14 protein-coding genes and 1 pseudogene are annotated in these 12,008 nt (G+C 67.8%); 8 read left to right on the top strand and 7 right to left on the bottom strand.

From position 1 onward, the window contains the following. Window positions 1-516: hypothetical protein (locus tag Q1V87_RS03065; RefSeq protein ID WP_300590805.1), on the top strand; the 516-nt coding region annotated here is incomplete at its 5' end. After that, window positions 480-923: pseudogene (locus Q1V87_RS03060) on the top strand (RNA polymerase sigma factor); the annotation flags it as partial. The gene Q1V87_RS03065 and the pseudogene Q1V87_RS03060, both read left to right, overlap by 37 nt. Here the strand turns inward: Q1V87_RS03060 and Q1V87_RS03055 are convergent. After that, window positions 889-1,959, bottom strand: coding sequence for an EamA family transporter (locus Q1V87_RS03055; protein WP_300590804.1), 1,071 nt, complete (start codon window positions 1,957-1,959; stop codon window positions 889-891). The pseudogene Q1V87_RS03060 and the gene Q1V87_RS03055 overlap by 35 nt on opposite strands. A 50-nt stretch (window positions 1,960-2,009) precedes the next feature. On the opposite strand from Q1V87_RS03055, the gene Q1V87_RS03050 reads away from it, so the two are divergent. Next, window positions 2,010-2,510 (top strand): MarR family transcriptional regulator, encoded by a 501-nt coding sequence (locus tag Q1V87_RS03050; RefSeq protein WP_300590803.1) that lies wholly within the window; start codon window positions 2,010-2,012, stop codon window positions 2,508-2,510. Window positions 2,511-2,513: 3 nt separating this feature from the next. Here the strand turns inward: Q1V87_RS03050 and Q1V87_RS03045 are convergent, their stop codons facing one another. From Q1V87_RS03045 to Q1V87_RS03035, 3 genes are all read right to left on the bottom strand, one after another. Continuing rightward, window positions 2,514-3,011, bottom strand: a complete 498-nt coding sequence (locus tag Q1V87_RS03045) for an HNH endonuclease (protein WP_300590802.1) — start codon at window positions 3,009-3,011, stop codon at window positions 2,514-2,516. A 314-nt stretch (window positions 3,012-3,325) separates the two neighbouring features. Next, window positions 3,326-4,225 carry a M23 family metallopeptidase gene (locus tag Q1V87_RS03040; protein ID WP_300590801.1) on the bottom strand — a complete coding sequence of 300 codons (900 nt, stop codon included), beginning with the start codon at window positions 4,223-4,225 and terminating at the stop codon, window positions 3,326-3,328. A 254-nt stretch (window positions 4,226-4,479) separates the two neighbouring features. Continuing rightward, window positions 4,480-5,181 carry a metal-dependent transcriptional regulator gene (locus tag Q1V87_RS03035; RefSeq protein ID WP_292709085.1) on the bottom strand — a complete coding sequence of 234 codons (702 nt, stop codon included), beginning with the start codon at window positions 5,179-5,181 and terminating at the stop codon, window positions 4,480-4,482. A 101-nt stretch (window positions 5,182-5,282) separates the two neighbouring features. On the opposite strand from Q1V87_RS03035, the gene serC reads away from it, so the two are divergent. Together serC and Q1V87_RS03025 are read left to right on the top strand one after the other, a co-directional pair. Then, window positions 5,283-6,389: a phosphoserine transaminase gene (gene serC / locus Q1V87_RS03030; RefSeq protein ID WP_300590800.1), complete on the top strand. Its 1,107-nt coding sequence runs from the start codon at window positions 5,283-5,285 to the stop codon at window positions 6,387-6,389. A gap of 71 nt (window positions 6,390-6,460) precedes the next feature. Continuing rightward, a complete protein-coding gene (locus Q1V87_RS03025) occupies window positions 6,461-7,948 on the top strand; it encodes an SDR family NAD(P)-dependent oxidoreductase (protein WP_300590799.1) in 1,488 nt (495 codons plus the stop codon). Here the strand turns inward: Q1V87_RS03025 and Q1V87_RS03020 are convergent, their stop codons facing one another. The 3 genes from Q1V87_RS03020 to Q1V87_RS03010 are packed head-to-tail and all read right to left on the bottom strand — an operon-like array spanning window position 7,949 to window position 9,293. Beyond that, complete coding sequence (locus tag Q1V87_RS03020; RefSeq protein WP_300590798.1) at window positions 7,949-8,356, bottom strand: NUDIX domain-containing protein; 408 nt, start codon at window positions 8,354-8,356, stop codon at window positions 7,949-7,951. Between the two features lie 9 nt (window positions 8,357-8,365). Next, entirely contained in the window at window positions 8,366-8,929 is a 564-nt protein-coding gene (locus tag Q1V87_RS03015; protein ID WP_300590797.1) for a DUF3027 domain-containing protein, read from the bottom strand. Further along, window positions 8,913-9,293, bottom strand: coding sequence for a cold-shock protein (locus Q1V87_RS03010; RefSeq protein ID WP_228176867.1), 381 nt, complete (start codon window positions 9,291-9,293; stop codon window positions 8,913-8,915). Before Q1V87_RS03010 ends, Q1V87_RS03015 begins: the two co-directional genes overlap by 17 nt. Before the next feature lie 107 nt (window positions 9,294-9,400). Here Q1V87_RS03010 and Q1V87_RS03005 point away from each other — a divergent pair, with 107 nt between their 5' ends. From Q1V87_RS03005 to Q1V87_RS02995, 3 genes are all read left to right on the top strand, one after another. Beyond that, the gene (locus Q1V87_RS03005) at window positions 9,401-9,667 is read left to right on the top strand and encodes a multidrug ABC transporter ATPase (RefSeq protein WP_292709094.1); all 267 of its coding nucleotides are present in this window, start codon (window positions 9,401-9,403) and stop codon (window positions 9,665-9,667) included. Then, a complete protein-coding gene (locus tag Q1V87_RS03000; protein ID WP_300590796.1) occupies window positions 9,668-11,401 on the top strand; it encodes a helicase-associated domain-containing protein in 1,734 nt (577 codons plus the stop codon). Window positions 11,402-11,442: 41 nt separating this feature from the next. Further along, window positions 11,443-12,008: helicase-associated domain-containing protein (locus tag Q1V87_RS02995; RefSeq protein ID WP_300590795.1), on the top strand; the 566-nt coding region annotated here is incomplete at its 3' end.

Raw genomic sequence — 12,008 nt, 5'->3', positions numbered from 1 at the left:
GCAGCACTCGTGCTCGTCGGCGGCGGCGCAATGGCGGCTGGCGGCTGGGCGCCCTGGAACATCACCGATCCGGACATCTCGTTCACCCGCACGTGGACGGATGTCAATGGCAACTTCATCGGCACCTGCGAGACGCGCTTCAAGTCCGATCAGTTCCCGACACAGGAAATCCAAGATGCCGCTCGCGCGTACCTTGCCGATCTAGACATCGCAAATATGGCGCCGGACGCCGAGCACGTCGCAGCGCGGCTTCTCCAGCTCGATCGACCGGACGATCTCCCGACGCTGATCGCAGGAGCCAAAGTCTCGGACTACGACGTACGGCTCGTATATGGACCGCAGCCGGACCCCTCAGTGACGGACGCTGAGGTCCTCCAAGAGAGTCTTGCCCTGAAGGTCTCCGGGGCACTCGCAGAGTCTCTGCTCGCCCGGTGGCCCTCCGAATTGTCCAATGGCGTGGAAAGCAGTAGCGAGACCCAGTGCTCGACCGATCCGACCGAGAGCCCCGCGCCGTGACCGATGACGACGCCCGCTCCGCGCTCACGGAGTACGCGCCGCGGATCCTTGCGTACTTCCTCCACCGGGTCGCGTCGAAAGAGGACGCCGCGGACCTGACGAGCGAAACACTCCTACAGGCGTGGCGCTCCCGCCGCCGGATGCCAGCCGCCATCGACGAAGCCCGCCTGTGGCTGTTCGGGGTGGCGCGTAACGTGCAGCGACACCACTGGCGCAGCATCCGCACCCGAGACGACCTGACCCGGCGCCTCATCGAGACGCTCGATCAGGCGCCGGCGGCGGGGGCGGATGCCGGGCTCGACGTGCGCCGTGCGGTCGAGTCCCTACCCGCAGCTCAGGCAGAACTCATCCGGCTCGTGCACTGGGACGATCTCACGATCGAGGATGCGGCGAGGCTGTTGCGGATTCCGGCGTCGACGGCGCGGAGTCGCTACTCGCGGGCGAAGGAACTGCTGCGCGAAGCCCTGCGGGAGCATCCACCTGAACCGGCACCTTCACCCGCATACTCGGGAGGATCTGGTCACTCGGGAGGACGGATGCAGCATCCGCGCCCTCCCGAGGAGCCATCCCCTCCCGAGGGTGCGCCCACCGCGGCGTCACCGCGCCCAGCACGATCCCGGTGAGCACGAGCACGAGCACGAGCCCCGCGACCTGCGTCACACCGAACGGCTCCCCCGCCAGGAAGACGCCCAGTGCCACGCCGGTCACGGGGTTGAGCAGCCCGACGAGGCCGACGGTCGCGGCGGGCAGGCGCCGCAGACCCGCGAACCAGACGGCGAAGGCAAGCGCTGTGGACACGAGCGAGAGATAGGCGAACCCGACGAGTGAGGTCGGCGTCAGCGCGGGCGGCGGGCCGCCGACGATCAGCGCGACCGGCAGCAGCATGAGCCCACCGGCGGTCAGCTGCCACGATGCCATCGTGAGCCCGGGGATCTCGTTGCCCCACCGGCCCGTCAGCACGAACCCGAGCGAGGACGAGATCATGCCGCCGAATGCGGCGACCAGCCCCCAGCCGTCGACCGGCTCCCCGCCCACACCGACCAGCAGCGCGACCCCGGCGAGCCCGATCCCCGCACCGATGGCCGCGAGCACACGCGGCCGCTGACGGCGCAGCATCCACGCCAGCAGCATCATGGCGGCAGCTGAGGCCGACATTACTGTCGCCGCAACGCTCGAGGGCAAGCGCTGGCCGGCGATGTAGACGAGCACGAAGAAGCCGCCGACGTTGAGGATGCCGAGCACCGCGGCGCGCCACCACCACGCTCCGTGTGGCAGGCGGCGCGAGATCAGCAACAAGATCAGGCCCGCGGGCAGGGCACGAAACAGCGCACCCCACAGCGGAGCGTCGGCGGGCAGGAACTGCCGCGTGACGAAGTAGGTGCTTCCCCAGGCGATGGGGGCGATCGCGGTCAGCAAAAGCCACCGCCCGGATTTATCTTCCATGGAAGCTAATAAGGCCTTCCGTGGAAGATTTGTTCCCGTATCGTGAATCCATGGATGCCGCCTCCGACCGCGTCGCACAGATCCAGGCCGAGTGGCACCGCGAGCGCCCCGACATCGATACCTTCCCCCAGGGCGTCATCGGGCGTCTGCACCGCATCGGACTGCTCCTGGACCGCCGCCTGGACGAGGTCTACGCGAGCTTCGGCCTGAGTTCCGCGGAGTTCGATATCCTCGCGACCCTGCGACGGGCCGGCGCTCCCTACCAGCGCCGTGCGGGCGAGCTTGCCGACCACACCATGGTCACCAGCGGCGGCCTCACCAAACGCGTCGATCGCCTGATCGCCCGCGGCCTCGTCGAGCGCCGACCCGAGGCATCCGATGCGCGCGGCAGGCTCATCGGCCTGACGGATGCCGGACTCGCCCTGATCGACGAGGCATTCACGGCGCACATGGCCGGCGAGCACCGGATCATCGAGGAACTGGGGGCGGATGCCGAAACACTCGAGCCGATCCTGCGCCGCTGGCTCGGCATCCTGGAGCAGCCCGCGTAAGAGTCAGGCAGCGAGCGCGAGATAGGGCTCCCACGACGGGTCGGTGCGATCAGTCCCCCGCACCGACCACTGCGCTCCGCGCGGTGCTCCCGGCGTCAGGCGTAGTTCCCAACCCATTTCCTGCGGCGTGCGGTCGCTCTTGAGATTGTTGCACTTCAGACAGCACGCGACGAGGTTCTCCCACGAGTCAGCGCCACCCCGAGAGCGCGGCAAGATGTGGTCGATCGTGGATGCCGACCTGCCGCAGTATCCGCAGCGATGCGCATCACGGCGAAGCACGCCGCGACGAGTCACCGGGATCGTGCGTCCGCCGGGAACCCGAACGTAGCGGCTGAGCAGGATGACCGCGGGCCGATCGTGCGCGCCATCCGTACCCCAGACAGGATCCTCGGGGATGTGCTCGATGACGGTGGCTTTGTCATTCATGACGAGCACGAGCGCCCGCTTGAACGACACGACGGCCAGCGGTTCGTAGCCCGCATTCAACACCAGAGTGCGCATTGCTGTCCTCTCGAACGGCCCGAGACGGCTTCCCGGGATTCTTCGACGTTCGACGTGGTCAGAGCGCGCAAGGCATGAAAAAAGGCGCTGTCTCTACAGACAGCGCCCTGGAACCACAGCGAAGCTGCGGTGTCCGAGAACATGATGCCGAAGGACGAGGCGCCCCAGTGCAACCGTGGTTCGGCTGCGCGGTGTGCTGCCCATCGGACTCTCTCCCGTTCTCTTACACGTCGCGACCAGGCTAATGCACCTCGCGACACCCGAAGGTCAACGAGGGTGAACGAAACGTGGCGTGTCGAGGAACGAAACCGGGCTCAGCCGGCGTTGGCCTGCAGCCATGCCATGGGGTCGACGAGAGCACCACCGACGCGCACCTCGAAGTGGAGGTGGGTGGTCGTGGCCGAGCCCGTCTGACCCATGAGTCCGATCATCTGTCCGGCAGATACGGTCTGGCCAGCCTCGACGGTGCGGCTTCCCCACATCATGTGCGCGTAGAGCGTCGTGACGACCTGGCCACCGATGACCGAGTCGATCACCACGGCGTTTCCGTAGCCGCCGAGGCCATCCTGCGCGGCGCGCACGACCCCATCCGCCGCCGCGAAGATCGGCGTTCCGCCCGAGTTGAGCATGTCGAGGCCGTTGTGGTTAGGACGCGTCGGGGTGCGGAATCCGTTGATCGCCCAGTCGCTGTGGAAGCTCGCGACCGGCCAGCGCACGGCACCCGAGCCCGGAGCCACCATGTTGATATTGACGGATGCCGAGCTGGAAGCAAGCGACGCTGCGGAACGAGCTGCGGCGGCCGCTGCTTCTTCGGCCTTCTTCTTCTCGATCTCTTCGGGAGTCGTCGCCGAGTAGCTCTCCCGGTTGAGGTCGGTCGTCGCAGCGTCGGATGCGATCACGATCGACTGCGCGTCGCCTTCAGCAACCTGCTGCAGGGTGACCGACTCGTCGGCCTGCTGAAAGGCGCCGTACGCCGGCAGGGCGACAGTGGCCACGAGACCACCGACGATCGCAAGGGTGGCGATGTTACGCACCGGACCACGCGGGCTGGCCTTGGTGCCCTTTCGAACGGCGGGGCGGGCAACGGATGCTGCGGGTGCGGGCTTGGCTGCGGGCTTGTCCACCGCGCCGCGACGGATCCGAGCGAGACGCGAGGTTTTTCTGGTCGACGGGCCCGCGGCATCCACCGGGGTCGAATCGTTCTCTTCAGCCAACTAAGTCCTCCGGCGCCTCTGCGCCGGAGCGCCGGCTCGTCACGTTTCGGTGCGGAAGCTGCGCTCCGCTCGATCACGGGTTCACCGTTCGAATGACGAGCCGCGAGGCAATTCGATCGGGGTCCGAGGTCGTGCTGGACTCGCTCGGACTGTACGAGGCTACCCGAAGGTAACGAACATGTCACGCTGACGGCCGGAGATAACCCCTCATCGCGCGGTGTGGAGGAACGGATGCCGCCCCTCCCGCTCCCTCATCACACCTGGTCGTCGACGAGGAAGATGTGACCGGCCACCTCGACGGGCAGCTCAAGACCCTCGTCGGAACCATCCATCTCAACAAGGACGTATCCCTCGTTGTAGCGATAGCTCCCGTGTGCCCCAGGAAGCACCCCGGCTCCCTTGAGCTGCTGCAGCAACTCGGGATCGACCTGGGCGGGTTCGGCAAGCCGACGGATCGTTCCGGTGATCGGCTCCCCGGCAGCGTCGAGCTTGCGAACGAGCCCCACGACGCCGGATTCGAACGTCAGTGCCGGGACGTCACCGAGCTGGTCGAGTCCGGGGATCGGGTTCCCGTAGGGCGATTCGGTGGGGTGATCCAGCAGCTCAACAAGCCGACGCTCGACCTGTTCGCTCATCACGTGCTCCCACCGGCATGCCTCATCGTGCACGTAGGCCCAGTCAAGTCCGATGACGTCGGAAAGCAGCCGCTCGGCGAGGCGGTGCTTTCGCATGACATCAATGGCCTTCTGGCGCCCGAGATCGGTGAGCTCCAGGCTCCGATCCTCGGTGACGACGACCAGGCCGTCCCGCTCCATGCGTCCCACCGTCTGCGAAACCGTCGGGCCCGAGTGCCCCAGCCTCTCCGAGATCCGCGCCCGAAGCGGAGTGATGTTCTCTTCTTCGAGTTCGAGGATCGTACGGAGATACATCTCCGTCGTGTCGATGAGATCAGTCATGCGCAATCCTCGGGTCGGCATCCTCGTGGGGGTAAGACGAGCCTAGCCTCTTCCCCGGCCCCCGGTCCGGGCCTTCCCCGACGCAACCCTAGAATCGGGACATGGTCGAGTTGCCCCGAGAACTGCTTCCCACTGACGGCCGATTCGGCTGCGGACCCTCGAAGGTCCGTGGCGCCCAGCTCGAGGCGCTCGCCACGCGGGGGGCCTCTCTGCTGGGAACGTCGCACCGACAGGCCCCGATCAAGAACCTCGTCGGGAGCACCCGCGAGGGGCTGGCCGAGCTGCTGCGCGCACCCGAGGGGTACGAGGTCATCCTCGGTAACGGCGGATCGACAGCGTTCTGGGATGCCGCAGCATTCGGCCTCATCGAGCGTCGCAGCCAGCACCTGGCATTCGGGGAGTTCGGTTCGAAGTTCGCCGCCGCCGCGAAAGCACCGTGGCTGGAGGCACCGGATGTCCGCAAGACCGAGCCGGGCACCGGCGGTGTCTCCGAACCGGTCGAGGGTGTGGATGTCTACGCGTGGCCGCACAACGAGACCTCGACGGGCGTTTCTGCTCCCATCGCCCGCGTCACCGCTGACCCTGGTGCGCTGACAGTCATCGATGCGACGAGCGCCGCGGGCGGCATCGACTTCGACGCCGCCCAGGCCGATGTCTACTACTTCGCACCGCAGAAGAACCTCGGCTCCGACGGTGGGCTCTGGTATGCCCTGGTCTCCCCGGCAGCAATCGAACGGATCGAGCGGATCGCGGCATCCGACCGCTACATCCCCGAGTTCCTGAGCCTGAAGAACGCGATCGACAACTCGCGGCTGAACCAGACTCTCAACACCCCGGCGGTAGCAACCCTCCTCATGCTCGATGAGCAGGTGCGGTGGATCCTCGACAACGGCGGACTCGCCTGGGCCGGGGCCAAGACCGCTGCCACGTCGGCGGCGCTGTACGCGTGGGCCGAGGCAACGGCGTACACGACGCCGTTCGTCACGAACCCCGCTGACCGCTCGCCTGTCGTCGTCACGATCGACTTCGACGAGAGCGTGGATGCCGCAGCCATCGCCAAGAGCCTGCGCGAGAACGGCATCGTCGACACCGAGCCGTACCGCAAGCTCGGGCGCAATCAGCTGCGCATTGCGACCTTCGTCTCCATCGAGGAGGACGACGTGCGCCGGCTCATCGGGGCGATCGAATACACCGCCGACCGACTCTAGGGCGCCCCCGCCCAGACTCGCGACGAGCGTGGCCCCACCTGGCGTCCAGCAGCGCCCCGATACACTGCCTCGTGCCCGAAACCCTGCTGAACCCTGGCCGCGATGCCGAGCAGCCGGCATCCATCGATCCGGTCGAACTCGAGATCGCACTACGCGTCATCGACGCCGCCTCCTCGCTCGACCCCGAAGACCCGGCCTACATTGCCCTGCGTCGCCAGACCGGCAAGCTCTACAAGGACGTTAAGCGGCAATCGCGCAAGGAGAAGCGCAAGCGCATCGCCGAGGCCGACCGCGCGGTCGTCGCCGCCACCGCGACCGGCGCACCCGACCGCATCGACGACGAGACGCGCGGCATCCCGCTCGCTGCCCGCACCTCGATGCCCTTCGCCGGCGAGCTGATCAAGGCACGCGCCTGCTACATCTGCAAGCAGGACTACACGCTCGTCGACGCCTTCTATCACCAGCTGTGCCCAGACTGCGCCTCGATGAGCCACAAGAAGCGCGATGCACGCACCGACCTCACCGGCAAACGAGCACTGCTCACCGGCGGCCGCGCCAAGATCGGGATGTACATCGCGCTGCGGTTGCTGCGCGATGGCGCCCACACCACGATCACGACGCGCTTCCCGCGCGATGCCGTGCGCCGCTTCTCGTCGCTGCCCGACAGCGCCGACTGGATCCACCGCCTCAAGATCGTCGGCATCGACCTGCGCGACCCCGCCCAGGTGATCGGCCTTGCCGACTCGGTGGCATCCGAGGGCCCACTCGAGATCCTCATCAACAACGCAGCCCAAACCGTGCGTCGCTCGCCGGGGGCCTACAGGCCCCTGGTGGAGGCCGAGCTTGCCCCGCTCCCCGATGGACCTCTGCCTGAGCTCGTCACCTTCGGGCACACCAACGACGCCCATCCCCTCGCGCTCGCGCAGTCGGTATCCTCACACCCGATCCTCGCTCCAGCCGCGCGCACGGCCGATGAACTCACCGCGGAGGCGATGGCGGCCGGCTCCGCGTCGATCGAACGCCTGAAAACCGGCACCGCGATCGACGCAGGCGGACTCATCCCCGACGAGGACCGCATCAACAGTTGGACCCAGCACGTCGACCAAGTCGAGCCCCTCGAGATGCTTGAGGTGCAGCTGGCCAACATGACCGCGCCGTTCCTGCTCGTGAGCCGCCTGCGCTCGGCGATGGCTGCATCGAGCGCGAACCGGAAGTACATCGTCAACGTCTCGGCGATGGAGGGCGTGTTCGGCCGCGGCTACAAGGGCCCCGGCCACCCGCACACCAACATGGCCAAGGCCGCACTGAACATGCTCACCCGGACCAGCGCGCGCGAGATGTTCGAGACCGACGGCATCCTGATGACCGCGGTCGACACCGGCTGGATCACTGACGAGCGGCCGCACTTCACCAAGGTGCGCCTTGCCGAGGAGGGTTTCCACGCTCCCCTCGACCTCGTTGACGGGGCGGCGCGCGTGTACGACCCGATCGTGCGCGGCGAGGCCGGTGAAGACCTGTTCGGCGTCTTCCTGAAGGACTACCGCAAGGGCTCCTGGTAGTCAGGCGGGCAGAAAGTACTCGCGGGCGAGCGGGGCGATCTCGATCCCGGATGCCGTGCCGGCGGTGACCCAGCGCAGCTCGGCGATCTCGGCAGCCGGTTCGGGCCGTTGGTTGCCGATGTCGACGCGGAAAACGTCGGCGACGACCTCGAAGCCCGGTTCGTTGGCCGCACTCGCCGCGAAGCTGCCAAGCGCCTCCAGGGCGTCGGAGTCTACCCGGAGGCCGACCTCTTCGGCGAGCTCGCGCATGAGCGTCTCGGCCGGGGTCTCATTCGGCTCTGGCTTGCCACCGGGCTGCATGAACGCCGTCGTCCCGGCCTTTCGCACGAGCAGCAGCCGCCCTTCGGCGTCAGTGATCACCGCGGCCGAGACATGAATGCGGCGCGGGGCAATGGCATCCGAAGTCATCCCCGCAGGTTAGTCCTCGTCACCGCTGTCGAGGTCGCCGCTGTCGAGATCGTCGTTCGAGTCGTCGTCGAGCTCGTCGATGTCGACACCGTCGACGTCGCCGCTGTGCAGGAGCCGCGACCCGTCCTCGTCGAAGTCGTCGGCATCAAGATCATCGACATCATCGAGGTCGTCGTCCTCGTCGTCGGCGTCCTCGCCCTGGTCAACCTCGTCGGAGTCGTGATCCTCGTCACCGGATGCCGTTTCGGCAGCCAGCGCCGCCTGAGCGGCCTGGTAATCAGCCAGACGCACCGCCCACGGCACCCATTCCGGTGCGAGCAGCGCCTCGTCGCCGGGCAACAGCTCAGCCTCGAGAACTGTCGGCTCTTCGTCGTCGACCCGCGCGACACTCACCGTCCAGAACCACCCCGGGTAGCCCGGCAGCGTCGTCTCGAAGCGGAGGGAGACGACGCCATCGGCCTCAACCGTATACCCGGCCGCGGGGCCGACCGTCGCCGCCGGAGTGATCTCATGCAACGCCGCCAGGGCGAGGTCGTGTGCGGCAAGCAGCGCCGGATCAGGCGTCGAGCTCATCGGCCACCTTGCGCAGCACGGCGGCGACCTTCGCACCGTGTGCGCTGCTCGGATAGCGACCGCGTCGCAGGTCCCCGCCGACACCATCGAGCAGCTTCACGAGATCCTCGATGATGATCGCCATGTCGTCGGCGGGCTTGCGGGAACGCTTGGCGAGGCTGGCGGGCGCCTCAAGCACCCGCACCGACAGCGCCTGCGGACCGCGCTTTCCGTCGGCGATACCGAACTCGAGGCGCGTGCCGGCCTTCACCGTCGCCCCAGCGGGCAGCGCGGTGGCATGAAGGAAGACATCCTGTCCTTCGTCGGAGGAGATGAAGCCGAAGCCCTTCTCTTCGTCGTAGAACCTGACCTTGCCGGTGGGCATGGGAAACCTCGTTCTGAACGGCGCCGCAGTTGGGCGGCAGGAGTGACGCAGGGACCGATCGATCCCCGGTTAAGCCTAGAGCACCGCGACGGAGTAGTCTGGGGCAGATGAGCACGCGCAGCCCTGGCAGCGACCTTCCGGTTCGCACAATCGATCGCGTGCTCGCGTCGATGTCTCTCGGACTGCTCGCGCTCTCGGTTCTGTCGTTCTTCGCGATTCTCATCGGCTCCGCATCGCACGCCGATTTCAGCACTGGCCTGTGGCCCGCTGTCGGGATCATCGTCTACGTCGCCCCGATCCTCGCGTTCGCGATGCTGCTGACGGTGCTGATCATGACGTTCGTGCGAAGGGCGCGGGCGAACCGGAGCGAGTAGATGGCGGGCGACGAGCGAACCCTCGCCACCTGGCTGGCATCGCTCGATGACAACGCCCTCGCTGATCTGTTCACTCGGCGTGGCATCTCGCCCGCGGCATCCTGGCGCGACTTCTTCGATGCCGCCGAGGCGCTGCTCGACTCGGCGTCGATAGACCGGGCGCTGGCACGGCTCGATCGTCGCCAACTGGCCGCGCTCATTGCCGCCGGCGCCGGGGATGTCGCCACCGAGACCATCGTGACCTGGGGACTGGCACGCCCTGGCGGCGAGGTGTATGCCCCGGTACAGGAGCGAATCGCTGCGCTCTCGAGCACCTCCGGTCTCGCGGATCCGCCCGCCGACGTTGCCGCGACCGCGAGCGGGTCGCCCGGGACCGCCCCCGCTTCGGCAGCCGAGACGGCGAGCGCCGCAGAGCGGATCTTCACGGCATCCGCGTCGCTGGCCGACGTACTGTTGGCCGCCCTGCATGTTCCGCTGACCCTCACTGGCGCAGGCGCAGTCAGCGCCGCAGACCGCAAGCGCCTCACCGAGTCGGGAGCGATCGGCGCGCCCGAGGACCTCGACGATCTGATCGCCGCAGGTCTGGCAGCAGGGCTGCTCACGCCGATCGGGCGAGAGCTCGTGGTCACCGCCACGGGCGAACAGTGGCTGGATGGCGGCACCGTCGCCCGGTGGACTGCAATCGCCGATGGCTATCGCCGCAGTCTCCCAGCAGGCCTTCGCACCCCGCAGGGTGGAGTCCTCGACCCTGCGGGCTGGGCGGGCATGTACCCACTGAGCCCTGAATGGCCGGCGCGGGCGGCAGCGCTGCGGCAGACGGCGCAGCGGTGGGGCATTCTCACGCCAGACGGGGCGGTTCCACCGTGGTCGCGTGGCCTCGTCGAGGGCACAGCTCTCGACACTGATGCTTTACGCGATGCCCTTCCGGCCGAAATCGACCGGATCTACCTGCAAGCGGATCTGACAGCTGTCGCTCCCGGCCCTCTTGCCCCGCGGCATGACCTGCGCCTCCGCAGGATCGCGCGGCGCGAGTCCCGCGCGCAGGCCTCGACATACCGCTTCACGGCTGAGTCGATCGGGGCGGGCCTCACCGACGGAGAGAGCGCCCAGTCCATCCGCGCCTTTCTGCGCGAGCTGTCGCTTACGGGGATTCCCCAGCCGCTGGACTACGTCATCGAAACGACAGCAGCCCGACACGGATCGGTCACGGTCCGCTCGGATGCCGGGAGCCCCAACACGATCGTAGAAAGTAGCGACCCGCACCTCCTCGATCTCGTCGTCATCGACCAGGCCCTGCGCCCCGTCGGGCTGGTGCGGCACGGGGATGTGCTCGTGAGCCGGGTCGGTCGTGATCACCTGTTCTGGGCGCTGGCCGATGCCCGCTACCCCGTTGTCGCGCTCGACGATCACGGAGCGCCCGAGTCACTCCGGCGCCGAACGGCTGCGCAGACTGCGTCAGCAGAACCGGCGGGCGATGTCTACGCGCGCCTGATCGGGTCGCTGCGCGCCTCGGGCGGCGACGGCGACGCGGCCTGGCTGGAGCGCGAACTCGAGCAGGCGGTGCGCACGAAGTCGATCATCGTGGTCACGGCACAGATCAGCGCCGCCGAGACCCGCACCTTCACGCTGGAGGCAACGGGGCTCGGCGGTGGCCGGCTCCGCGGCAGAGACCGGGGCGCGGATGTCGAGCGCACCCTCCCGATCTCGACCATAGTGAGCGTCTCCCCGGCCTGACAGCAGTCCGCACCGCGACCCCGCGGGTAGACTGGACCGCTATGGCTGACGGCCCCCTCATCGTGCAAAGCGACCGGACAGTGCTGCTGGAAGTGGCACATCCGGATGCCGAATCCGCACGCCACGAACTCGCGATCTTCGCCGAACTCGAGCGCGCTCCGGAGCACATCCACACGTACCGCATCACACGGCTCGGCCTGTGGAACGCGCGGGCGGCCGGACACACCGCCGAAGACATGCTGGGAACCCTGGACCGGTGGACACGCTTCCCGGTGCCACCGTCAGTCGCGATCGACATCCGCGAGACCGTCGGGCGCTACGGACGCCTTGTGATCGAGCGTGACACGGTCGCGGGATCCGACGAGCCCGCGCTTGTGCTCCGGTCGACGGATGCCGCGGTGCTGGCCGAGGTCACGAAGAACAAGCGCATCCAGCCACTGCTGGTTGGGCATCCCTCCCCCGACACGTACGTCATCGATGCCTGGGCGCGCGGGCAGATCAAGCAGGAGCTGCTGAAGATCGGCTGGCCCGCCGAAGACTTCGCGGGGTACACACCCGGCACGCCGCATCCGATCGACCTCGCCGAGGACGGCTGGACCCTGCGCCC

This window comes from Microbacterium sp., from assembly GCF_030149085.1.
In the GTDB taxonomy this organism is placed as follows: domain Bacteria; phylum Actinomycetota; class Actinomycetes; order Actinomycetales; family Microbacteriaceae; genus Microbacterium.
The sequence above is the reverse complement of the archived record's forward strand: the minus strand, read 5'-3'. Positions and strand labels throughout refer to the sequence as shown.